Raw genomic sequence first — 24,077 nt, forward strand, 5'->3', positions numbered from 1 at the left:
GAAGCCGCCGCGCAAGGATTTCTGCACGGCGGCTTCTTTTCAAATCCATCCAAACCATGTATAATAGAAATAGCGTGTGAGGAATAAAAATAAACACAGAAAGTGGTTTAAGGAACATGGCAGAGCAAAAAAAATCCCCGGAGATCAGCATCATCGTGCCGGTGTATAAGGTGGAAAAATACCTGAACGAATGCATTGATTCCATTCTGGCACAGACCTTTAAGGATTTTGAGCTGATCCTTGTGGACGATGGCTCCCCGGACAACTGCCCTGCCCTGTGTGATGCAGCGGCGGAAAAAGACAGCCGCGTGCGGGTGATCCATAAAATCAACGGCGGTGTAAGCACAGCTCGCAATACGGGTTTGGCAGCTGCACAGGGAAATTGGATCGGCTTTGTGGACCCGGATGACTTTGTAGACAAGACTTACTACGAAAAAATGCTGCGGGCAGCAAAGCAGGCAGGTGCTGAACTTGCAGTCTGCAACGAAGTTTTTATGGAAGAGGATGGAAGTCTTTGTGATTATCAGGAACAGCCTTTACGTACAGAAGTGCTTTCCCGTGAGGAAGCAATACACCGCATCCGTCTTACGCCGTTGATTCAGGCAGCAACAAGACTGCATCGGAGAGATGTGCTGGAAGGAATCGTTTTTCCTGTGGGCAAAAACTATGAAGATGCATTTACCACACCGGAAATCATTGAACATGCAACAGCTGTGGCTTGTATAAAGGAAAAACTGTACCATTACCGGCTGCATCCGGCAAGCATCATGCATGGAAAGGTCACCTTGAAAAATCTGGATGAGATCGATGCAAACTACGGCCTTCTTGCTTGTGCACTCAAGTATGGAAAAAAAGACACAGCATTCCTGCAGTATGTACTGATGAAACGCATGCTCCGAAACACAAAAAAAATCTGCCACCCAAACAGAGAAACAGTGAACGGGTTCAGCAGGCGGAAGCGTGCTTGAAAAAAGCAGGCAGAGAGGTTCGTCAACAGGGGGCCTGTACTCTGCGCAACGCAGCAGAAACCGCACTCTGCATTGCAAACCCGCAGTTCTACTTCAACTTCAAGTACCGGAAATAAAACTGAATTCCGAATGGGAGAAATACTGTGAGTGAAAGAACAGAAAGTGGAAGACCGGAGATCAGCATCATCGTGCCAGTGTATCAGGTGGAAAAATATCTGAATGAGTGTATTGATTCCATCCTCGCTCAGACCTTTACAGATTTTGAACTGATCCTTGTGGACGATGGCTCACCAGACAACTGCCCTGCCCTGTGCGATGCAGCAGCAAAAAGGGACAGCCGCGTGCGGGTGATCCATAAGCAAAACGGCGGTGTAAGCACAGCCCGCAATGCGGGTCTGGATGCAGCACAGGGAAATTGGATCGCATTTGTGGATTCGGATGATACGGTGGTACCGGAGTATCTGGAAAAAATGCATAAGGCAGTGCTGGAAACGGGTGCAGATTTTGCAATCTGCAGCAGTCAGTGCATTGATGAAACGGGCAAAACGCTTGCGGGCGGAGAACATCGCCTTTTGAACGAGTTTTTGCCGCAGGAGGAAGTTCTGCGCCGGATGGTGGTGTCGGATTTTCAGGTTCCGTGGAATAAGCTTTATCGCCGAAAACTGCTGGAAAATCTGCGCTATCCAGAAAACAAGGCGTTTGAAGATACCTGTCTCATGCCGGTCATTTACGCAAGAGCGGCTTCTGCCTGCGGTGTATGGGATTTTTTATACAATTACCGCATCGTTACCGGCAGTGCCATGCACCGCAAGACTACCTTGAAAACACTGGACTGGGTGGAAGCATGGTACCGCCTGTTTGATGTGCTGTACCAAAACGGCATCCGGGATGCTTTGTGTGCAGCTTATCGCCCGATTTTGACTGCCGTGTGGGACATCTGGCTGCACCTGACACCGGAAGAGCGCAAAAGCCCCCGGATGAAGGAAGCCTTTGCGTATGAGCGTACAGCCCGCCATCAGCTGATGCAAGCCCGCGGCGTAACACTAAAAAATTTGTGGGCGGCAGTGGTCTGCGCTGCATCGGCCTGCAGTTATCTGGATCTATGCCGCAAAAGGGCGGAAAGACGGCAGAAAACGACCTGAAGCAATGAGGAGTTTATTGTGCAGGAACAACATAAAAAACAGCCGGAGATCAGCATCATCGTGCCGGTATATAAGACAGAGCGTTTTCTGAGCGCCTGCATCTCTTCCATCCTTGCCCAGACCTTCACGGATTTTGAGCTGATCCTGGTGGACGATGGCTCTCCGGACAGCTGCCCTGCTTTGTGCGATGCCGCAGCGGCAAAGGACAGCCGCATCCGGGTCATCCACCAGAAGAATCGTGGCCTGAGCGTGGCACGCAATGCCGGGCTGGACGCGGCAGAGGGCGAATGGATCGCCTTTGTGGATTCAGACGACACCATCACGCCGGACTTCTGCGCAAAGCTTTACCATGCAGCGCAGGAGGCCGGTGCACAGATGGCCGTGTGCAATTACCGGCAGGTGGACGAAGCCCTGACCCCCATTCGGGAGCAGTATCTGCATGTGCGGCGGGAGGTGCTGACCCCGGAGCAGGCGTTGGAGCACAGCACCCTTCTGCCCTACATGGTGGTGTGGAACAAGCTGTACCACCGCAGCATTTTTGCGCAGCTGCGCTTTGCAGAGGGCAAGCTGAACGAGGACACCCTGCTGATCGCCTACGCCTACGAAAAAGCGGACAGAATCGCGAATATCCCGGATGCGCTGTACCTTTACCGCAAGGTGGCGGGCAGCATCGTCAACAGCAAAGTCACCCTGCGCAATCTCGACCGTGTGGAAGCAAACTATACCGTGTTCGAGTGCGTCCGCCGCCATGGCATCACGGGCTCGCTGTGTGAGCTGTACTGGGCACTGCTGCACTCCCTGATCGATGTGGGAATGCACCTGACCGCCGAAGAGCGCCGGAGTGCCCGGATGCAGCAGGCGCGGGAGTACGAGCGCTGCGCCCGCCGGGCCTTGCGTCAGGAACATGCTGTTACCCTGAGGGCACTGGGCAACACCCTGTGTTTTATTATTTCACAGGACTGGTATTTTGCCCGCCGATGGAAAAATACCGTGTAACCGCGCAGGTTTGTCTGGACTTCCCTGCAAAGATATGCTACAATGGCAAAACAATCACAAATACCCGTGGGGGAGTAGCAGGCGCTTTTGCAGGGCGCAGCAAGTCAACATGATGACCGTTGGTTCCGGTCTGGCTTGCTTTCATTTGCGAGACTCATGTGTTTTTGGCGCATAGAACAGCGCCCGTGCACATGGAGTTGGTTTCAAAAAATCACCCGGTCCCGGACGTACATGTGCGCCCGGGACCGGGTTTTGTATTGCCCGATATTCTGGTCAGATTCAGGAGGCAGACAATATGGAATGGAGTTTTGTATTTTTCCTCAACAGTGCCCTGCTGGGCGTGGGCCTTGCAATGGATGCGTTCTCGGTGTCCATGGCAAACGGCCTGCACGACCCCCGCATGAGCAGGGGAACCATGTGCAGGATCGCGGGCACCTTTGCCCTTTTTCAGGCCGTGATGCCCATGACAGGCTGGGTGTGCGTGCACACCATTGTGGAGCTGTTCTCTTCGTTTGAAAAATTCATCCCGTGGATCGCGCTGGCTCTGCTGGGCTATATTGGCGGCAAAATGCTGGTGGATGGCATCAAGGGCGAAGAGGCCGAAGAAGCAGCAGAGCTGAGTGCGGGTGCACTGCTCATGCAGGGCGTGGCCACCAGCATTGATGCACTTTCGGTGGGCTTCACCATTTCGGAATACGGCTGGCTGATGGCACTTGCGGCATCGCTCATCATTGCGGTGGTCACCTTCTTTATCTGCATGGCGGGCCTGCGCATCGGCAAAAAGTTTGGCACCAAGCTCTCCGGCAAGGCATCCATTCTGGGCGGCATCATCCTCATTGGCATAGGCCTGGAAATTTTTATTTCCGGGGTGTTCTGAAATTCAGACAGCATAAAACAAAAGGGCACGGCGCTGCAATGCGCTGTGCCCTTTCGCTTTATAAAATGTTCCACATAGAACAATTACTTTTCCGGCTCAAAATAATCGGCATATTCCTCGGTCAGCTTGGAGCCAAGCCGCCGGATGCCGCCGTACAGGTGCCGTTCCACCAACGGTTCAAAGGCGGAAAGGTCGCACCGCTCGATGGCGTTCATCAGGTTGCGGTGGTCTGCGATCACCTCGGCAAGGCCGCCGGTGGTCATGGTGTCCAGCATCCGGAAGCGGCTGTAGTCGGCGTGGGCGTTCTGCAGGGTGCTCCACAGGTACATTTTATCCATGGCCGCAAACCATGTCCCGTGCAGGGCACGGTCGGCTTCGTACAGCTTGTTGTAATCCGGGCTCTCCATGGCCGCAAGGGCCTCGTAGGCTTCCACCCGCCTGCGGATCAACGCCCGCTGCTCCGGGGTGCACCGGGGCGAAAAATCCCGCAATACGCGGGCTTCCACGGCGGTGCGCTCGTAGATCAGTTCGTCCACGATGCGGCGGTTCAGCCGGGTAACGGTGGTGCCCTTGTAAGGCACGATCTTTACCAGCCCGTTTTCCTGCAGCTTCTGCAGCACCACCCGGATCAGGGTGCGCGGTGCGCCAAAGCGGGCACAGAGCGGATTTTCGCTCAGCGAAGAGCCGGGGCGGATGGTCAGGTCAATGATCTCCCGCTCCAGCACAGCATAGATTTCAGCATCAGTTTTGTATTGTTCCATACCTCTCACCTAATGGAAATGCATTATTCTTCAAACGGTTTCCAGAACGCGCCCTCCGGCAGCGGCAGCGTAAATGCCATGGGCTTTCCGGTCTCCGGGTGCAAAAACTGCAGGCCGCAGCTCTGCAGGGCAATGCTGCCTTTTACGCGGCTTCCGTATTTGCCGTCTCCGGCCAGCGGATGCTTCCGGGATGCAAACTGCACCCGGATCTGATGGGTGCGGCCGGTGTGCAGCGTGATCTCAGCAAGGCTCATCTCTCCTGCCGTTTTCACGATGCGGTATTCCAGCACGGCTTCCCGCACGCCCTTGCGGGGGCGGCTGACCGGGAACACCCGGCCCCGGCGGCTGTCCTTGAACAGCCAGTCCCGCAGGGTGCCTTCGGCGGGCAGTACTTCGTCCGGCCCGCCTGCAATGACGGCACGGTACTGCTTGATGAACTGCGGCACTTCCGGCTTCCCTTCGGCCCTGCCATCCTGCACAGCGTAGGCGTTCTGGCTCTGGGTGATCTGACGGCTGAGTGCGGCCGCAGCCCCGGGCGTTCTGGCAAACACCATCAGGCCGGACACACCGGTGTCCAGCCGGTGCACCACCCCCACAAAGGCATCCGGCTGGCCCCACAGCTGCCGCAGGGCTGCGGGCACGCCCTCTTCGCTGGAAAGTCCGGCGGGCTTGTCCAGCACCACAAGGGCGGCATCTTCGTACAGGATGTTCACAGCCTGCCCTCGGCGATCAGGGCCTTGAGCTTCAGGATACCGGCAATGGTCTTGCCGTCCCGGATCTCGCCGCTCATGACCATCTCATAAGCTTTATCCAGCGGCACACGGTCAGGGGTCAGGAATTCATCGGCATCCAGATGCATCTGGGTCTTGTGCAGGCCGGTGGCGACCCATGTATAGATCACTTCGGTGTCATAGCCCACGGTGGGGAAAAACTGGCCCAGAGAGATATAATTGTCTGCGGTCAGGCCGCACTCCTCGCCCAGCTCCCGCTTGGCGGCTTCAAAGGGGTCCTCACCCTTTTCCAGCTTGCCGGCAGGCAGCTCCCACAGCTCCTGCTGCATGGCGTAGCGGAACTGACGCACCATGCAGATGGTGCCGTCCTCAAAATAGGGCAGGATGCACGCACCGCCGTGGTGATGCACCACTTCGCGTTCGGCGGTCTTGCCGTTTTCCAGCAGAGCAGTGTCTTTTGTCAGGGTGATCACCCGGCCCTCGAAGAGCACCTCGCTGGTGAGTGTTTTTTCGTAATGCACGGTCTTCTCCATTTTATTACCCTCTTTGCCCGGCGCTGCGCCGGTTTTCTATAGCTTCAGTTTACGGCAAAATGAGGTTTGTTGTCAATAAAGAGATGATAAATATAAGAGGATGGGACGATTTGAAATGCGCGCCGCGTTTGCTTTGCGCATAATCAGCGGAAAGAATATTTATAATTTCGCAATTCTGGAAAATCTGCGGAGCTTGTCGGGGCAAAGCCCCTCCATCTGCTAACGCAGACCGCTCTGCCGCTTGAAAGCCCCACTGGGGCTTTCATTGCTACACAAACGAGGATTTTCCAGAATTGCCTTTTCACGGGAGGGGTCGTAACGGAAAGCAGCATTTGCAGCGCCGCTTTCTGAGAAAGCGCGGCGCTGCGCAAGCCGTGACTGAGAGGGTTCCCTCCCCTTTTTGCGAAAAAAATTACAGGATCTGGCGAAGCAGGCAGGCCAAAACCGGAAAATCCGCGCCAGTGCTCACTTTAACGAACTAAAGACGTACAAAAGCGCTAAAAAATTTTCTTTATTTTTGGTGCGTTTGTTGAGCGGTTTGCGTTTACTTTATGGGCGGAATTTGCTATTATAGTATACAAGCAATAGTGCCTTTATGGGGTTCTCCGGTCCCATGTGGGGCATATTGCCCCGCGCAAAAGGTACCAAATTCTGAATAATGGAGGAAGAAAAATGCCTAGAGCAAAGCAAACTATGGATGGCAATACCGCTGCCGCCCATGTAGCGTATGCCTACACGGACGTGGCTGCCATCTACCCCATTACCCCGTCTTCTCCGATGGCTGACTCTGTGGACCAGTGGTCCGCAGCTGGCCAGAAGAACATCTTCGGCAATCAGGTCAAGGTCGTCGAGATGGAATCTGAGGCCGGCGCTGCTGGCGCTGTGCACGGCTCTCTGGGTGCAGGTGCTGTTACCACCACCTTCACCGCTTCTCAGGGCCTGCTGCTGATGATCCCCAACATGTACAAGATCGCTGCTGAGCAGCTGCCCTGCGTGTTCGATGTTTCTGCACGTACCGTTGCTACCCAGTCCCTGAACATCTTCGGTGATCACAGCGACGTTATGGCATGCCGTCAGACCGGCTTTGCAATGCTGGTCGAGAGCAGCGTGCAGGAAGTCATGGATCTGTCCCCTGTCGCACATCTGTGCGCCATCGAGGGCAAGGTTCCCTTCCTGAACTTCTTCGATGGCTTCCGTACTTCTCATGAGTACCAGAAGATCGAGAAGTGGGATTACGCCGATCTGAAGGAAATGTGCAACATGGAGGCTGTGGAGGAGTTCCGTAAGAAGGCTCTGAACCCCGAGCACCCCAAGATGCGCGGCTCCCACGAGAACGGCGACGTGTTCTTCCAGCATCGTGAGGCATGCAACAGCGTTTACAACGCTCTGCCTGCTGTTGTTGAGAAGTACATGGCCAAGATCAACGCAAAGCTGGGCACCAACTACGATCTGTTCAACTACTACGGCGCACCCGATGCTGACCGTGTGATCGTGGCTATGGGCTCCATCTGCGACGTTGCTGATGAGGTCATCGACTACCTGAACGCCAAGGGCGAGAAGGTCGGTATCGTCAAGGTCCGCCTGTACCGTCCCTGGGTCTCCGCTTCCCTGCTGAAGGTCCTGCCCAAGACCGCCAAGAAGGTGGCTGTGCTGGACCGCACCAAGGAGCCCGGCTCTCTGGGCGAGCCCCTGTACCTGGATGTTGCCGCTACCCTGCGTGAGGCTGGCCTGAACGATGTGGTTCTGACCGGCGGCCGTTACGGTCTGGGCAGCAAGGATACCCCGCCGTCCTCCATCTTCGCTCTGTACAAGGAGCTGGAGAAGGATCAGCCCAAGGAGCGCTTCACTCTGGGTATCACCGATGACGTCACCTTCCTGTCTCTGCCGGAAGTCAAGCCCGCTCCCATCACCGCAGCTGCTGGCACCAAGGAGTGCAAGTTCTGGGGTCTGGGCGGCGACGGTACTGTCGGTGCTAACAAGAACTCCGTCAAGATCATCGGCGACCATACCGACAAGTATGTTCAGGCATACTTCCAGTATGACTCCAAGAAGACCGGCGGCGTGACCATCAGCCATCTGCGTTTCGGCGACAAGCCCATCCGCAGCCCCTACTACATCAACCAGGCTGACTTCGTGGCCTGCCACAACCCCGCTTACATCCACATGGGCATGAAGATGGTCCAGGATGTCAAGCCCGGCGGCGTGTTCATGATCAACTGCCAGTGGTCCGATGAGGAGCTGGGCCAGCACCTGAACGCCGAGGCAAAGAAGTATATCGCTGACAACAACATCCAGCTGTATACCATCAATGCTATCGATAAGGCTATCGAGATCGGCATGGGCAAGCGCACCAACACCATCCTGCAGTCTGCATTCTTCAAGCTGGCTGACGTCATGCCCATCGAGGATGCCGTCAACTTCATGAAGCAGGCAGCTCAGAAGAGCTACGGCAAGAAGGGCCAGGACGTCGTTGAGATGAACTGGAAGGCTATCGATGCAGGCGTTGACGCCATCCACAAGGTGGACGTGCCCGCATCCTGGTCCAACCCCGAGGCTGATCCCGCACCCAAGGCTCTCACCGGCCGTCCGGAGCTGGTCAAGCAGATCCGCGATGTCATGGAGCCCATTGCCCGTATGGACGGCGACAGCCTGCCTGTCTCTTCCTTCGTGGCAAATGCAAACGGCGAGTGGGAGCAGGGCGCTTCTGCATACGAGAAGCGCGGCACCGCTGTCAACGTCCCCGAGTGGGATGCTGCAAAGTGCGTTGGCTGTAACCAGTGTGCATTCGTCTGCTCTCATGCTACCATCCGTCCCTTCCAGCTGACCGCCGACGAGCTGGCAGCTGCTCCTGCACAGACCAAGAGCCGCGACAACAAGCCCGCAAACGAGTACAAGTTTGTTATGGCTGTGTCTCCTCTGGACTGCATGGGCTGCGGCGAGTGCGTCACCGTCTGCCCCACCAAGGCTATCACCATGGTGCCGCAGGACAGCCAGGCCGATCAGCAGGCAGTGTTCGACTACTGCGTGGCCAACATCTCCAAGAAGCCTTCCAAGTTTGCTGACGATACCGTCATCGGTTCTCAGTTCAACCAGCCGCTGCTGGAGTTCTCTGGCTCCTGCGCAGGCTGTGCCGAGACTTCTTACGCTCGCCTGATCACTCAGCTGTTCGGCGAGAAGATGTACATCTCCAACGCTACCGGCTGCTCCTCCATCTGGGGCGGCACCGCTTCCATCTCTCCGTACACCGTCAACAAGGACAGCGGCCATGGTCCTGCATGGTGCAACTCCCTGTTCGAGGATAACGCAGAGCATGGTCTGGGCCTGTACATCGGCCAGAAGACCGTCCGCGAGAACCTGATCAAGGAGATCGCAGAGGTTGCTGGTTCCGACAAGGCTTCTGCTGAGCTGAAGGCTGCCTTTGAGAAGTTCCTGGAGACCAAGAACAACACCAAGGCCAACGACGAGCCCGCAAAGGCCCTGATCGCTGAGCTGGAGAAGGCTGCTGCTGCCGGCTGCGAGAAGTCTGCAGAGATCCTGAAGAGCAAGCAGTTCATCGCCAAGAAGTCCGTCTGGATCTTCGGCGGCGACGGCTGGGCATACGACATCGGCTTCGGTGGTCTGGACCACGTTCTGGCTTCCGGCGAGGATGTCAACGTGATGGTCTTCGATACTGAGATGTACTCCAACACCGGTGGACAGGCATCCAAGGCTTCCAACATTGGTGAAGTCTGCCAGTTCGCTGCTGCTGGTAAGGAAATCAGCAAGAAGAGCCTGTCCGAGATCGCTATGACCTACGGTTACATCTATGTTGCTCAGATCGCACTGGGTGCTAACCCGGCTCAGGCTGTCAAGGCCATCGCTGAGGCTGAGGCTTACCCCGGCCCGTCTCTGATCATCGGCTACGCTCCCTGCGAGCTGCACGGTGTCAAGGGCGGCATGACCAACTGCCAGAACGAGATGAAGAAGGCAGTTGAGGCCGGTTACTGGAACCTGTTCACCTTCAACCCGGCAAACAAGGCTCAGGGCAAGAATCCGTTCACCCTGACCTCCAAGGCTGTGGATAACGAGAAGTATCAGGCACTGCTGGCTAACGAGACCCGTTACAGCCGCCTGACTCGTGCATTCCCCGACCGTGCTAAGGAGCTGTTCGCACGCAACCAGGAAGTTGCAAACGACCGCTACGAGCACCTGACCCGTCTGGTCGACCTGTACAAGTAAGCATTCTTCTGCGCTTTGGATGCAGATATTTGCGGCACCTTAGCCCCACAATGCAAGAGGGCGGCTGCCCCGTACCGGCGGTTACTGCGCAATGCAGCGGTACGAAGCGGAGAAACGCATCCATCCATGCAGGTGATGTGCTGAAGTACAGCATTCGCCATACGAGTTCTATCTGATTTCACTTCCCGGGCGGTGCTTTGTTCCGTGCGGAGCACCGCAGCGGGATATGAGATACCAAAGCGCCCGCGAGGGTCCTTGAAAGCACACCCCGCGTGTGTCAGGAGCATAAGGTCTGCTTGCAGATACCTTGCTCCGCCTGCTGCATAAGACCTGCTTTGCAGGGATCTTGCCGCAGTAAAAAACGAATATCGTTTTAGCGCCCCGTTCACCGCAAGGTGACCGGGGCGTATTTTTTGTGTAAAGAGAAGCGGCTGCTGTGATCTGGCATCACAACAGCCGCTTTTACAGTTCCATTTTAGCATGTGAAAAAACGAAGGTCAATCAAAAAATGTTATCACAAAATCTTCCAAAATATACCATTCCCTTTTTACAGTTTCTTCATAGCTTCTTAACGAATTCAATTGTGAAAGCTGTTATACTTTTGCCATGGGAAGCGGGGCCGCAACCGCTTACCCAAGTAACATGATTCCTCCTCACACCAAGGCAATATCCAAGCAAAACACCCTTTTTCGTGTGCCGCAACACGGAAGAGGGTGTTTTGTTTTGCAAAATTCTGGTAAATCGGTGGTTTAGGGTTGACCCCGTTTTTTTGCGGCGCTATAATAAAAATGAATATGAAAACTTGGAGGTGAACGCAGGAAAATGGACCCGGATCATAGTCGAAGTAGAACCACCGGCGCGGTGGATCAGAAAACAAAAACAACTGCGTTTTCCCCAACCGTTCGCCTCCTTCGCTGAGTCCTGCGGAAAAGCACCGCTTCAACGGTGCATCCTTCCGCAAAACAGAGCAGAGGAAGGCGCGGCTTTGTGTGCGCAGAATGCGGCGTTTGCGGCATTCCGGCAGGCAAGGCGGCGCGTTTTTTGTTTCCCGATCTGCTGCGTCCTCCGGATACAGGAGCTGCTCCTGTTCCGTAAAAACTGAGGAGGTACGCCCAATGGATATGGAAGAAAAAAGCTGACGGCTGATGCTGCGGAGCAGGCCCTGCCGGTGCAGGAGCTGCCTGCTGATATCCCCGCCGAGGTCCGCCAGAAGCTGGCTGAAGATCTGAACGAGGAAGCTACTGAAGACCTCAAACAGGACATGCGCGAGGCCGAAAAAGAGGAAGCCAACGACGAAGAGGTCAAGGCCAATCCTGAGATGCTCACCAAGAGCCGCCTGCTCAAGCTGCTCATCAAGAAGCAGTACGTCAAGCTGCGCGAAGTCACCGAGGAAGAGCAGCCTGCCGACCTTGCTGAGCTGCTGGAAGAGCTGGACGAAAACAACCGCCTTGTGGTGTTCCGCCTGCTCAAAAAGGAAGTGGCCACCGAGGCCTTTGCCTATATGTCCGACGAAGCCCGCGACGATCTGGTGAACGCCTTCTCAGATGTGGAGCTTGTGGGCGCCATTGAAGAGATGAGTCTGGACGATGCCGCCGATCTGCTGGAGGATATGCCGGCAGGCGTGGTGAAGCGGGTGCTGGAGAAATCCTCCAAGCAGACCCGTGAGAGCCTAAACAAGCTGCTGAACTACCCCGAAAGCTCTGCCGGCAGCCTGATGACCCCCGAATATGTCCGTCTGCGCGAGGATATGACCGTGGCGCAGGCCTTTGAAGCCATCCGCAAGCAGGGCGAAAACGCAGAGACCGTGTACACCTGCTACGTGGTGGAGCGCAACCGCCTGAAGGGTGTTGTTTCTGCCCGAAGCCTGCTGCTGTCAGAGCCGCATACTTCCATCACCGAGATCATGGATGATAACGTGGTCACTGTGAAAGTGACCGACGATCAGGAGTACGTGGCCCGTGAGATGCAGCGCTACGACTTTACCGCCATGCCTGTTCTGGACAACGAGGGCATGTTCGTGGGTATCATCACCATCGACGATGCAATCGACGTTCTGACCGACGAGAGCACCGAGGATATGCAGAAGATGGCTGCTATTCTGCCGGACGACGATGCCACCACCTACTTCGGCACCAGCGTCTGGACCCACGCAAAGCAGCGCATTCCATGGCTGTTGATCCTGATGCTGTCCGCCACCTTTACCGGCATGGTCACCACCCACTATGAGGAGGCCTTTGTCAGCCTGCCGCTGCTGGTCTCCTTCATGCCCATGCTGATGGATACCGCCGGCAACTGCGGCAACCAGATCAGCACCCTGATGGTGCGTGGTCTGGCTCTGGGCGAGGTGGAGCCCGCCGACTTTGTGCGGGTGCTGGGCAAGGAGCTGCGGGTGTCTGCCATCGTGGGCGCGGTGCTGGGCATCGTGAACGGCCTGCGCATCTACCTGATGTACACCTTCCTGTTCCCCGGCCAGTACGCTAACGTGATGGGCTATGCCATCGTGGTCAGCGTTTCGCTGTTCTTCAGCGTCATTCTGGCAAAGCTGGTGGGCGGTATGCTGCCGCTGGCTGCCAAGAAGCTGGGTGCAGACCCGGCCATCATGGCTACCCCCTTCATCACCACCATCGTGGATGCCTGCAGCCTGATCCTGTATTTCCAGATCGCACAGCTGGTGTTCCACAATATGATGTAAATAATAGAGCAATGCCGGACGGTCTTGAAGTGACTGCCCGGCATTTTTATAGGACGAACCCTCTCAGTCATCGCTGCGCGATGCCAACTCCCTCAGTCAAAACCTGACGGTTTTGCCAGCTCCCTCAAAGAGGGAGCCTCTGGCGTGCCGCAAGCGTCCTAACCCTCTCAGCCTGCTCCCGTTGGTCGCAGACAGCTCCCCCGAAGGGGGAGCTTATAGCACTGCCGGAAGCTTTTAGCATTCATCCGATACGTTTCGGTTATCGCAAAAAAGCTCCCCCTTCGGGGGAGCTGTCGCCGCAGGCGACTGAGAGGGTTCAGCCGGGATAAAACAGTGTGGAAAACTGCATGTTTCCCCGCCTTTTCCACACAGAAAAACGGCAGCGGCCCGGTGTTGAAAACTTGCGGCCGGTTCATTCCAGATTGGAGAAAAATAAATCGCCGCTCAGGAACGGTTTGTAGAATGCAAAGAAAATCCTTCGACTTTCTTTTTTATAAAAGGCAGAATGCCCGCATTTTTGCCCAAAACTTACCAGAAAGCTGCGGCCTGAATTACGGTGTGTATAGGGATGATGCCCTTTTGTTGTGGAAAACCCGGTGGAAAAAGTGGAAAACTTCATGGAAAACTCGCCCTTTTCTTCACAAAAACGGTGGAAAACCCGGTGGAAAAAGTGAAAAGTTCATTCCAGACAGGAAACTCCATACACTTTCCGGTTGTGCTTTTGTGCCGCAAGATCCGCTTGACAGCTGTATTTTTGGGCGGAAGATGCGGCAGTTTTCCACACTGTGGCATTGCCTTGAATGCCCCGGCCAATCATGGTACAATAACAGCAGAAAAATGCGGCAAAACTCACCGATATCGGAATACAATGCGTTGGAGGCACCCTATATGAACAATTGGCTCAACCAGCTGGAGCGCAAATACGGCCGCTTCGGCATCCCGAATCTGACCAACATTCTGGTGGGCGGGCAGATCCTTGTGCTGGCCATCGAGCTGTTTGTCAACCAGACCGTCAGTGTCTGGCTGGCACTCAGCCGCTATTTTCTGCTGCGCGGCCAGATCTGGCGCATTATCACCTTTGCGTTCATCCCCTCTTACGGCGGCAGCATCCTCAGCGCGGTGCTGGGCATCTATTTCACATGGTTCATCGGCACGGCGCTGGAACAGGAGTGGGGCGATTTCCGCTATACGGTGTATCTGCTCTCCGGGATGCTGGGCACTGTGCTGGCCTGTCTGCTCACCGGCGTGACCGGCAGCACCTACTGCCTGTCCCTTTCGCTGCTGCTGGCCTTTGCCATGCTGTACCCGGAGGTGCAGGTGCTGCTGTTCTTTGTCATCCCCATCCGGGTAAAATACTTTGGCTTTTTTGCGGCAGCACTGTGGGTGCTCAGCTTTCTGGGCGCGCCGCTGCCGCAAAAGCTGAGCCTGCTGCTCAGCATGGCGAACGTCTGGCTGTTCTTTGGCCCGATGGCCTATCGTTCCGTCCGCGCATGGGTACGCCGTGAGCAGTGGAAGCGGAGAAACAGAAGGTAAGGAGAAACACCATGATGCTGGACCGCATGGAGGGCAATGCAGAACTGAAAAGCAGCGTGCAGCTGATGCTGGCAGCCCGCCGCCTGACCCACAGCGTGCTGCTGGTGGGTGAAGAGGGCCTTGGAGCCGGTTTTGCGGCCCGCTGCATTGCGGCAGATTATCTTTACCCTGCAGGCGGAGCGCCCGCTGAGGCCCTTCTGCGGGGCGAATGCTGCCGTGCTGTGGGTAAGCCTGGCGACCGCGACAGCGGCCATGTGGAGACCGGCATCGTGCGTGAAGCAATCAGCGTTTCCGGTATGGGCGCAGGCGGCAAATATCTGGTCAGTCAGGTCAAGGCTATGCGCAGCGAGATCTTCAACACCAGCCTTTCGGCCGAGGGCCGTGCCGTGCTGCTCTACCATGTGGAAAAGATGAACGAGGAATCTGCCAATGCCTTGCTGAAGGTGATGGAAGAGCCGCCGGAGGGGGTGCTGTTCCTGCTTACGGCGGATTCGCTGGCAGGCGTGCTGCCCACCATCCGCAGCCGCTGCGTCAGCTTTGCAGTGGCTCCTGTCTCGCCGGAGCAGTGCGCCCACTACTGCGCCGCACAGGGGGTGGACAAAAAGACGGCCGCGCTGTACAGCGAACTGTTCGATGGTCACATTGGCACGGTGCTTGCCGCCGCACAGGACGAAGCCCGCACCGCGCAGGTGGAAAAGGCCCTGCAGCTGGCAAAGGCCGCTGCCGACCGTGACAGCTATGCCGCAGCCTGCCTGCTGGCCGCCTACGAAAAGGACAAGGCCGGTGCCGCCGCCCTGCTGACGGACTTCCGCGCGGTGGCGGCAGCGGGCCTGCGGCAAAGCCCCCACGCACCGGTGCAGGGCATTGCCGCCCAGCGTGCCCTGCGTCTGGCCGAAGCCGCCATCCAGCGCCTTGGCGCGCAGGTGAACCCTAAAATCGTGCTCAGCGTGTTTGCGGCAAAGTTCCGCGCGCTGTAAACAAAAACTCCCCCGAAAGGCTTTTTACGGCATTTCAGGGGAGTTTTACTGTCAGGAAACGGTAGAGGAAGGGTCGCTGATCAGGCCGTTAAAAGTAAAGGTGGCCGTTTGATTATTAAGTTTACTCAGCGTGATGGTTATGGTTCCTCTATAGAATTTATCGAAAGAAGAGGTAGTGACGGGGCCGATGTCGATGAAAAGAATAACGGTTTTGGACCGGCCTGCAGGAACAGCAAGAGACTGGTTGAATACATAGGCGGTTTTGCTGCTGTTCAGACCTTTGTATCCAAGACCACATACCTTACCAGTGCCGCCATCGGTATGGCTGAAAGCAAAGTTGCTGGTGCTGACGGTGACATCACTGCTGCCGCTTTCATTATCCAGTTTGAAGCCGGTGTAGAAATAGTTGTGGCGGGTATCAAATTCATAGATGGAGCTGGAAGTCCACTGCCCGCTCAAAGGACCGATATCTGCGGTAAAAGAGCCAAAATTAGCGAAATCGCTATTATCGATGGGAGGAGCAACCAGATTTTCGGGAGTGGAAGCATACGCTCCATCTCCGCAGCCAACCAGCATACTGCCGGCGGCAGCGACCAGTGCGGCGGCACCAGTGGCCTTTAAAAAAGTACGGCGGGTGATCAGTTCAGACATAAAAATCTCTCCTTTGATTGCAGGAAATCATAAAATACAAAAGCTGATGCAAAAAGAAACTCCCTCCGGCGCTTGCGGTACACCGGAGGGAGTTTCTGTTTGGGGTATTGCTTTGGTGTGAGGAGGAATCATGTGCGGAAAGACGGTTGCGGCCCCGTCTCCCCGCAAGGTATAGTATACCCGATTTTAAGTGAAAAGTCATTACATTTCTGTGAAAAAACATCCCGCAATGAACTTTTTACAAAATTCCCCCAATGATAAAAACCAAACAGCGCGGTGTACAAAAATTCTGGTATTCCAGAATGACATAAACTGCCAATTTCGCTATAGCAGACAAGACCGCAGGTGTCAATTAAAATGTCGGCTTTTTGGCGGAAAGACGAAAAAATGTGGCAAAAAACTGTAAAATCGGCACAGGGTCAGCCCTTGGCAAGCTCGGCGGCGTGAAGCTTGCCGTGCTCCACGTAGTGGGCGGCGTTGTGCAGGTTGGCCTCGATCTGGGCCGCGCTTACCTGCTTGATGACCCTTGCGGGCACGCCCACGGCTACCGAGCCGTCCGGGATGACCATGCCCTCCGGCACCAGCGCACCCGCGCCGATGATGCAGTTTTTGCCCACGACACAGTGGTTGAGCAGGGTGGCGTGCATTCCGATGAGGCTGCCATCCCCTACCGTGCACCCGTGCACCAGCGCGCTGTGGCCCACAGTGACGTTCCTGCCCAGCGTCACGGCCCCGCCCACATCGCAGTGCAGCACGGCATTATCCTGCACGTTGGAGTTTTCGCCAATGGTCAAAGTGCCGTCGTCGCCGCGCAGCACGGCCCCGTACCACACCGTGGAACCGGCTTTCAGGATCACATCGCCTTGCACGGTGGCGTTGGGCGCAACGAACGCAGCCCCCTCGTTGCGGGGAACTTTTCCACAAAAGGACAGAAACATTGTTAAAAACCGCCTTTCTCTCTTTCTCTTTTGGCTGGTTTATGGTATTCTTTAAAGTAGTATAGCAAGCCAGAGCCTTTCCGGCAAGTAGGAGCTGTTTCAAAACAAAAATTTTTGCCGTGCGTCGGCAAGCAGATACAAGGGGGCACGCTCATGTTCAAAAACACCATCTTCCGCCGCATGACGGCGCTGGTGCTCACGCTGGCACTGGCCGCTGCCGCTGCACTGCCGGGCCTTGCGGTATATCCCATGCCCATCCAGACCGCCAGCGAGACCGAGGCGGTGTACCTGTTCAACGCCGACACCGGCAAGACCATCCTGAACCAGAATGCTGACCAGCAGCAGTATGTTGCCAGCCTGACCAAGCTTATGACGGCCCTGCTGCTGCTGGAAAGCGGCAAGGATCTGAACGGTGAAGTGACCGTGCCCACCGCGCTGACCCAGGAGTTCCGGGATATCCAGAACGCCAACGGCACCACTATGGGCCTGCGCATCGGCGAGACGGTGCACCGCATCGACCTGCTGAACGCCATGCTCATCGTCAGCGCCAACGACGCCGCCAGCGTCATTGCCTACGATGTGGGCGGCAGCGTGCTGGATTTCGTCAAGCAGATGAACGCCCGTGCCCAGGAGCTGGGCTGCACCGGCACGAACTTTACCTGTGCCCACGGCCTGTTTGACTACGGCAACGTGTCCACCGCGCAGGATCTGGCAAAGATCGCCGCCGCCTGTGCGGCAAACCAGACCTTTGCACAGGTGGCGGGCACCGCCAGCTATGTCCTGCCGGCCACGAACCTCCGCAAGGCTGAGCACACCATCAGCAGCTCCAACAGCCTGATGAACAGCGAGAGCGCCAACTACCGGGAGTATGTCCGGTGGGTCAAGGGCGGCTTTACCACGCTGGCAGGCCGCTGCATCGTTGCCTTTGCGGAAAAGGACGGCCACACCTACGGGCTGGTGATCCTTGGCTGCGATACGCCGGACCACCTCTTTGCCGAGTGCGATGATCTGTTCGACTGGGCCTTTGCCAGCTTTGCGGACCGTCCGCTGGTGGACACCCAGACCGAGATCACCACCGTGGCGCTGACCAAGTGCCGCACTGAACCGGCAGTGGAGCTGTATGCTGCCGCACCGGTGAGCGGCTACGGCCACGCAGACGATATCGTTACCTACTCCTTCGACCTGCCGGAGAGCATTGCGGCCACCGTCAAGAGCGGCAGTGTGGTGGGTACAGCCACCGTGTATCTGGACGGCGATGAAGTGGGCACGGTGGACCTTGTGACCCACCGGGAGTACGTCTCCGACTTCCGCACCGACACCAAAGCCACAGTGCTTCTGCTGTGCGCACTGCTGTTCATCCTCGCTGCATTAACGGCGGTCACTCTTGCCGCGGGCGGCGGCTCGCTGAACCTCAAAAAGAGAAGGCGCAGAAGATAAAATGCCGTGGCCGCAGATGCGGCAGGTTGGAGCGGCAGAAAAAATAAGAAAAGCGGCGCTCAGTGCCTTGCAACAGGCTCTGAGCGCCGCTTCTTTTGCGCTTATTGGTTGAGGAACTTGATAAAGTGGTAAGATTCCACAATCTGGAAATACTTGATGATGCGCGGGTACAGGGGTTCGGCCTTTTCGCCGAACTGCTGCTTCATGCAGTCAGCAAGCTGTGCAACGGTCTTCTGGCCGTCGATCAGCGGCCAGAGATAGCTGCCGGTCTCGTCCAGATGCACCTGTGTGGTGCGCGGTTTATGGAACACTTTTTGCGCGATCGTATTGAACACACCGGTGTTCTCCACCTCAAGGGTGATAAGGCCGGTGGCTTCGTCTGTGTGCCAGCGCAGGGTTTCCGCCCGCTGCGGAATGAGGTCCAGATAGTTGATGGACTGCTTTTTCTTACTCATCAGTTCTTCTTTTTCTTCATGGAGAAGGCCAGCAGGCATGCGATCATCACGATCATCAGGACCACGCCGCCAATGTTGCCCAGATCAATGCTCAGGGCAGTGCTGATGCCGAACACGGCAAACACAGCCAGCAGGATGCCCACAAGGCCCTCGCCTGCGATCATACCGGCACAGAACAGGGTGCCGCGGGTGGTCTGCTCTTCCTTGAGCTTCGCGTCAACATTCTTGCGGCTGTCCATGAACCAGCGCACAACACCGCCGATCATGATGGAGGTGTTCAGGTAGATGGGCAGGTACAGGCCGATGGCGAACGGCATCACGGGGATGCGCAGGACCTCCAGAGCAATGGCAAGGAACACACCGGTGAACACCAGGTTCCAGGGCAGGTTGCCGCCCATGATGCCCTCGACGATCATCTTCATCAGGGTAGCCTGCGGTGCGGGGACCTCGGCACCGCCGTAGCCCCATGCGCTGTCCAGCAGGTACAGCACACCACCGATGGCCAGACCGGCGGCAATAACGCCGATCAGCTCACCGATCTGCTGCTTGACCGGGGTCGCACCCAGCAGGTAGCCGGTCTTCAGGTCCTGAGAGGTATCCGCAGCAATGGCAGCGCAGATGCAGATGACAGAGGCGATGGCCATGGAGCCGATCATGCCCTCGATGCCAACGTTGCCGGTGGCCTTCAGGATCATGGTAGCGATCAGCAGGGTGGCAATGGTCATGCCGGAGACCGGGTTGTTGGAACTGCCGATCATGCCGACCATACGTGCAGAGACGGTGGAGAAGAAGAAGCCGAAGATGACGATCAGCAGAGCACCCAGCGGGCTGACGGGGATGGCCGGAGCCAGCCAGATGATGAGGATGATGAGCAGGATGCCGCCCAGAATAAAGGGCATGGGCAGGTCCTTCTCGGTACGGGAGGTGCCGGAAGCACTGCCGCCCTTCATGCTCTTCATGGCATCACGGAAGGTGGATGCGATCAGAGGCAGGCTCTTGATCAGCGAGATGATACCGCCGGTAGCAATGGCACCTGCGCCGATATACTTGACGTAGTTGGACCAGATAGCGTCTGCACCGCCTGCTGCATACAGATCAGCAATGGTGGTGCCGGCTGCTGCCGGGTACAGGGAGATGTTTGCGCCGAACAGGCAGATCAGCGGGATAATGACCATCCAGCCCACCAGAGAACCGGTGAACATGTAGGAAGCGGTCTTGGGGCCGACGATGTAGCCCACGCCCAGCAGAGCGGGGTACACTTCCATGCCCAGAGCACCCTTGAAGGAGCTGAAGGCCACGGCAATGTCGGCGGGGATCATCTTCAGGCCATCGACGATGAACTTGAAGATGGCTGCCAGACCCATGCCGGAGAACACGGTGGAGGCGTTTGCACCGCCCTCTTCACCGGCCAGCAGAACGTCTGCACAGGCGGTGCCTTCCGGGTACAGCAGGGTGGCGTGTTCCTTGACGATCAGGGCGTTGCGCAGGGGCACCATGAACAGAACGCCCAGAATGCCGCCGCACAGGGCGATCAGGGTGATCTCCAGGATGCTGGGCTTGTCGCACAGGCCCTCTTTTGCCCACAGGAACAGTGCGGGCATGGTGAAGATGGCACCGGCGGCCAGGCTCTCGCCTGCGGAACCGATGGTCTGCACCATGTTGCTCTCCAGAATGGAGTTCTTCTTGAGCAGGACGCGGATCACGCCCATAGAAATGACTGCTGCCGGGATGGAGGCAGAAACAGTCATGCCGACGCGCAGGCCCAGATAGGCATTTGCAGCGCCGAAGACCACAGACAGGATGATGCCCATGATCACAGAGGTCGCCGTCATTTCTGCGGTGATCTTTTCCGCAGGAATATACGGCTTGAAGGATTCTTGATCTTTCATGCTTGCACTCCTTGCGACAGCACAAGCGCCTTGCTTTTGGGGGCAGGGCGCTTGTGCTGTCCGTTTTCCGATTTCCTAAACACGCGCATCCCATCCAAAAGGACGCGCTGGCACATACTCTATTATACTAAAGTATGACTGAATTGGCAACTGGAAATGTACACAAGAAATTTACAAAAAATTCGTTTATTCAAGCATTTTGCGGGAAATTTGGGCAAAAGCGTGCGAAAAAATTCCATATGATCCAAAAACTGTACGCATATGGAGAACAGCTTTGCGGAAAAGAATGCCTTTTAACAGCGTGCGCGCCTGTCCAGAGGAAGGATGGAAAAGCTTTCCTTTTCCCTGCTTTCGGCGGGCCTTGGACAAAGCTGAAAAAAGCCCCGGGTCTTTCCTCGACTGAACCAGCCGAGGAAAATTCCCGGGACGCTCATATATTATAAAGAGTGCTTTTACACGGCCCCATAGATGCCGTGCACCGATACTTCGCCGGTAAAAACGTGCACTTCGCCGCTGTCGGTGCGCACCACCAGACGGCCCTCTTCGTCCACATCGACGGCTTCGCCTGCACCCTGCCCGCCGTCCGGCAGGTCGAAGGTGACCCGGCGGCCCAGATTGACGCAGGCGGCCTTGTATTCCTCCCGGAAGGGTGCAAAGCCATCGCGGGCAAACACATACATGTTGCGGTCAAAGCCAAAGTCGGTCAGGCCCTCGGCCAGCCATGCGGGGTCGGTGGAAAGATCCACCTTTGCGCCCTGCAGCGCCAGCGAGGTGCCGTTGGGCAGACCGGCGGCATCAAAGTAGCTCTGCGGCTGGGCCAGATTGATGCCGATGCCGCACAAAATGCCCCGGCCCTGCTGCTGGTAGCCGTAGCTCACGCCCTCGCACAGGATGCCCACGATCTTTTTGCCGTTGAGCAGAAGGTCGTTGGGCCACTTGATCTGGCAGTCCACGCCGTAGCGCAGCTTGAGCTGGGTGCGCACGGCAAGGCTTGCCAGCAGCGGCAGGGTGGCAGGCTGGGCCAGCGGTTCCCGGATGGCTACCGTATAATACAGGGCCTTGCCCTCGGCGTTCACCCAGCTGCGGCCCAGACGGCCGCGGCCTGCGGTCTGGTTCTCGGTATACACCGCACCCACCGGGCCGAACTCCTCAAAATGTTCCTTCACGTAAGCGTTGGTGCTGCCGCATTCCGGCAGATAGCGCACCTCATTGATGCTCATTGTTTGGGTACCTCTTTATGTTCATAGGCGGTCACTTTGCCTTCGTCCAGCGTCAGGATGCCGTAGGTGTCCGGCCCGGTGTAACACCGGCCGCAGGAGCCGGGGTTGAACAAAAACACCTTGCTGCGGGTCTCTGCATGAGGGATGTGGGTGTGACCGAACAGCGCCACCTCGGCACCCCGGGCAGATGCGGCATCTGCCAGCGTATCCAGATCGTATTTCACACCGTACATATGACCGTGAGTGTAAAAGATCACCACGCCGTCAAAGGCGGCAAGGCCGTCGGTGGGTTCCAGTGCACCGTAATCGCAGTTGCCCGCCACCGAGTAGGCCCGCAGCTTGGGGTACAGCGTCAGAGCCAGTTCCAGATCCCGCAGGCCGTCGCCCAGAAAGATCAGGGCATCGATGCTTTTGCTCTCTTTCATCAGCACACGCTCAATGGCGGTGCGTCCGCCGTGGCTGTCGCTCAAAACCAGAAGCTTTGTCACAAAAGGGGTCCTCCTCTATTACCGTTTACCTGAGATGCTGTCATTCACCAGCCTGCTGGCCCTGTTGCAATACCAGCAGCTGCTTGTACACTTCGCTTTTAGAATAAGGTGTGCCCTGTGCCGCCGCCTTGGCTGCGGCGGTGGGGCCAAAGCCCTGCCCGGTCAGCTCCAGCGCCCGATGCGCTGCCTGCTCCAGCGTCAGCTCCTGCTCCGGGTCGGCGGTCTCCGGCGCACCGGCCATCACCAGCACATACTCGCCGCGCGGCTCGTTGGTCTTGTAGTGCTCCACCGCCTCGCCGAGGGTAGTCTTCCAGATATCCTCGTGCAGCTTTGTCAGCTCCCGGCACAGGGTGATGCTGCGGTCTGCGCCAAAGGCATTGGCCAGATCGTCCAGCGTGGTGCGCAGCTTGTGGGGCGCTTCGTAAAAGATGGTGGTGCGCTTTTCCTGCAAAAGCGCAGCCAGCCGCTCTTTTTTCTGCTTGCGGTTCACGGGCAGAAAGCCCTCGAACACCCAGCGGGAGGTGTCCTGCCCGGACACGGCCAGCGCTGTGACGCAGGCGGAAGCCGCCGGTACCGGCACCACCTTGATGCCCCGGGCCAGTGCGTCCCGCACGATCACCTCGCCCGGGTCGGAGACGCAGGGCATGCCCGCATCACTGCACAGGGCACAGCTCTCGCCTGCTTCAATGCGGCGCAGGATGCCCTCACCCTTCTGCAGGGCGTGCTCATAGTAGCTGACCATGGGCTTTTTCAGGCCCAGAAAGTTCAGCAGCTTCATGGTCACACGGGTGTCCTCGGCGGCAATAAAGTCTGCCGCGCCAAAGGTGGCCGCTACGCGCGGCGGCATATCGTCCAGATTGCCGATGGGCGTTGCCACGATATAAAGAGTTCCTGCCATAGTTTACCTCCCATATAACGCCGCACCGGCGCTGATCAACACATCCGGCTCCACCCGCAGGCCGGTCTTGCGGTTCTTCTGCGCTTCCACAAGGAAGAGCCATGGCGCGCCGTCCGCCTTGTTCTTTACAAAGGCCAGCCGCTTCGGCTCCAGCCGGTTGGCCCGCAGCACCGCCAGCACCTCCGCCAGCCGTTCCGGCCGGTGGCACAGCGCAAAGCGCCCGCCGTCCTTCAAAAGGCGGAACGCACACTGGCACACATCGTCCAGTGTGCAGGTGTTCTCGTGCCGGGCAAGGGCGTGGGCTGCGTTTTGGCTCTGGGGCCCATCCGTGAAATAGGGCGGATTGCACGCACACACGTCAAAACTGCCCTCGCCCTGCCGGAAAGCGCGCAGGTCGGCACAGACAGGCTCAATGTGCCCGATGTCCTGCTCCTGCACCGCAGCGGAAAGCAGAGCGCTGCCCTCGGGCTGCAGCTCCAGCCCCATGCAGGGGCCACGGTGGCCGCGGTCGTGCCATTCCAGCGCCACGATGCCGCAGCCGGAGCACAGGTCTGCGGCCTTCTGGGCGCGCTTTGGCTCACAGAAACGGGCCAGCAGCAGCGCGTCGGAGCCAAAACGGTGCTCCGGCGAGCAATAAACCATAGTTCTATTATACAAGACTTCGGTAGAATGT

General features: G+C 57.1%; 20 protein-coding genes. 9 read left to right on the forward strand and 11 right to left on the reverse strand.

The features are described from left to right. The first annotated feature begins 170 nt into the window (after positions 1–170). From PXT33_RS00800 to PXT33_RS00815, 4 genes are all read left to right on the forward strand, one after another. Entirely contained in the window at positions 171–968 is a 798-nt protein-coding gene (locus PXT33_RS00800) for a glycosyltransferase (protein WP_347070425.1), read from the forward strand. A gap of 143 nt (positions 969–1,111) precedes the next feature. After that, the gene (locus tag PXT33_RS00805; RefSeq protein WP_332375763.1) at positions 1,112–2,110 is read left to right on the forward strand and encodes a glycosyltransferase family 2 protein; all 999 of its coding nucleotides are present in this window, start codon (positions 1,112–1,114) and stop codon (positions 2,108–2,110) included. A gap of 18 nt (positions 2,111–2,128) precedes the next feature. Then, positions 2,129–3,106, forward strand: coding sequence for a glycosyltransferase family 2 protein (locus PXT33_RS00810; protein ID WP_165852623.1), 978 nt, complete (start codon positions 2,129–2,131; stop codon positions 3,104–3,106). Positions 3,107–3,401: 295 nt separating this feature from the next. Beyond that, complete coding sequence (locus PXT33_RS00815) at positions 3,402–3,983, forward strand: manganese efflux pump (protein ID WP_097781063.1); 582 nt, start codon at positions 3,402–3,404, stop codon at positions 3,981–3,983. Positions 3,984–4,066: 83 nt separating this feature from the next. Here PXT33_RS00815 and PXT33_RS00820 read toward each other — a convergent pair whose 3' ends face one another. From PXT33_RS00820 to PXT33_RS00830, 3 genes are read right to left on the reverse strand one after another with little or no spacing between them, the layout of a single operon-like run. Beyond that, positions 4,067–4,744 carry a GntR family transcriptional regulator gene (locus tag PXT33_RS00820; protein WP_097774107.1) on the reverse strand — a complete coding sequence of 226 codons (678 nt, stop codon included), beginning with the start codon at positions 4,742–4,744 and terminating at the stop codon, positions 4,067–4,069. A 23-nt stretch (positions 4,745–4,767) separates the two neighbouring features. Then, positions 4,768–5,457, reverse strand: a complete 690-nt coding sequence (locus tag PXT33_RS00825) for an RluA family pseudouridine synthase (RefSeq protein WP_332375764.1) — start codon at positions 5,455–5,457, stop codon at positions 4,768–4,770. Continuing rightward, entirely contained in the window at positions 5,454–6,008 is a 555-nt protein-coding gene (locus tag PXT33_RS00830) for an NUDIX domain-containing protein (RefSeq protein WP_005940449.1), read from the reverse strand. The genes PXT33_RS00825 and PXT33_RS00830 overlap by 4 nt, the downstream gene beginning before the upstream one ends. A 672-nt stretch (positions 6,009–6,680) precedes the next feature. Between PXT33_RS00830 and nifJ the strand changes: the two genes are divergently transcribed. The 4 genes from nifJ (at position 6,681) to PXT33_RS00850 (ending at position 15,428) form a co-directional block, all read left to right on the forward strand. Beyond that, positions 6,681–10,226 (forward strand): pyruvate:ferredoxin (flavodoxin) oxidoreductase, encoded by a 3,546-nt coding sequence (nifJ, locus tag PXT33_RS00835; protein WP_332375765.1) that lies wholly within the window; start codon positions 6,681–6,683, stop codon positions 10,224–10,226. Positions 10,227–11,394: 1,168 nt separating this feature from the next. After that, on the forward strand, positions 11,395–12,918 hold the full coding sequence (gene mgtE, locus PXT33_RS00840) for a magnesium transporter (RefSeq protein WP_347070426.1): 1,524 nt from the start codon (positions 11,395–11,397) through the stop codon (positions 12,916–12,918). An 888-nt stretch (positions 12,919–13,806) separates the two neighbouring features. Next, positions 13,807–14,451, forward strand: a complete 645-nt coding sequence (locus PXT33_RS00845) for a rhomboid family intramembrane serine protease (protein WP_044953336.1) — start codon at positions 13,807–13,809, stop codon at positions 14,449–14,451. Between the two features lie 11 nt (positions 14,452–14,462). Further along, complete coding sequence (locus PXT33_RS00850) at positions 14,463–15,428, forward strand: hypothetical protein (RefSeq protein WP_207698868.1); 966 nt, start codon at positions 14,463–14,465, stop codon at positions 15,426–15,428. A gap of 51 nt (positions 15,429–15,479) precedes the next feature. On the opposite strand, the gene PXT33_RS00855 is transcribed toward PXT33_RS00850, so the two are convergent. Then, the gene (locus PXT33_RS00855; RefSeq protein ID WP_154260208.1) at positions 15,480–16,079 is read right to left on the reverse strand and encodes a twin-arginine translocation signal domain-containing protein; all 600 of its coding nucleotides are present in this window, start codon (positions 16,077–16,079) and stop codon (positions 15,480–15,482) included. A 419-nt stretch (positions 16,080–16,498) separates the two neighbouring features. Beyond that, entirely contained in the window at positions 16,499–17,017 is a 519-nt protein-coding gene (locus PXT33_RS00860) for a gamma carbonic anhydrase family protein (RefSeq protein ID WP_332375768.1), read from the reverse strand. Positions 17,018–17,170: 153 nt separating this feature from the next. Here PXT33_RS00860 and PXT33_RS00865 point away from each other — a divergent pair, with 153 nt between their 5' ends. Further along, positions 17,171–18,454 (forward strand): serine hydrolase, encoded by a 1,284-nt coding sequence (locus PXT33_RS00865; protein ID WP_332375769.1) that lies wholly within the window; start codon positions 17,171–17,173, stop codon positions 18,452–18,454. Positions 18,455–18,555: 101 nt separating this feature from the next. Here the strand turns inward: PXT33_RS00865 and PXT33_RS00870 are convergent, their stop codons facing one another. The 6 genes from PXT33_RS00870 to PXT33_RS00895 all read right to left on the reverse strand — a co-directional run bounded on the left by PXT33_RS00870 (position 18,556) and on the right by PXT33_RS00895 (position 24,046). Next, the gene (locus PXT33_RS00870) at positions 18,556–18,909 is read right to left on the reverse strand and encodes a PqqD family protein (protein WP_097774114.1); all 354 of its coding nucleotides are present in this window, start codon (positions 18,907–18,909) and stop codon (positions 18,556–18,558) included. Beyond that, complete coding sequence (locus PXT33_RS00875; RefSeq protein WP_097774115.1) at positions 18,909–20,798, reverse strand: OPT family oligopeptide transporter; 1,890 nt, start codon at positions 20,796–20,798, stop codon at positions 18,909–18,911. Before PXT33_RS00875 ends, PXT33_RS00870 begins: the two co-directional genes overlap by 1 nt. A 452-nt stretch (positions 20,799–21,250) precedes the next feature. Next, complete coding sequence (locus tag PXT33_RS00880) at positions 21,251–22,018, reverse strand: biotin--[acetyl-CoA-carboxylase] ligase (RefSeq protein ID WP_332375770.1); 768 nt, start codon at positions 22,016–22,018, stop codon at positions 21,251–21,253. After that, complete coding sequence (locus tag PXT33_RS00885; RefSeq protein WP_173012929.1) at positions 22,015–22,506, reverse strand: metallophosphoesterase; 492 nt, start codon at positions 22,504–22,506, stop codon at positions 22,015–22,017. The genes PXT33_RS00880 and PXT33_RS00885 overlap by 4 nt, the downstream gene beginning before the upstream one ends. Before the next feature lie 40 nt (positions 22,507–22,546). After that, entirely contained in the window at positions 22,547–23,404 is an 858-nt protein-coding gene (rsmI, locus tag PXT33_RS00890) for a 16S rRNA (cytidine(1402)-2'-O)-methyltransferase (protein ID WP_120081296.1), read from the reverse strand. 3 nt (positions 23,405–23,407) lie between these two features. After that, positions 23,408–24,046 carry a tRNA1(Val) (adenine(37)-N6)-methyltransferase gene (locus tag PXT33_RS00895; protein ID WP_097774118.1) on the reverse strand — a complete coding sequence of 213 codons (639 nt, stop codon included), beginning with the start codon at positions 24,044–24,046 and terminating at the stop codon, positions 23,408–23,410. Positions 24,047–24,077: the final 31 nt, after the last annotated feature.

It is taken from the genome of Faecalibacterium taiwanense (genome assembly GCF_036632915.2).
In the GTDB taxonomy this organism is placed as follows: Bacteria; Bacillota; Clostridia; order Oscillospirales; family Ruminococcaceae; genus Faecalibacterium; species Faecalibacterium taiwanense.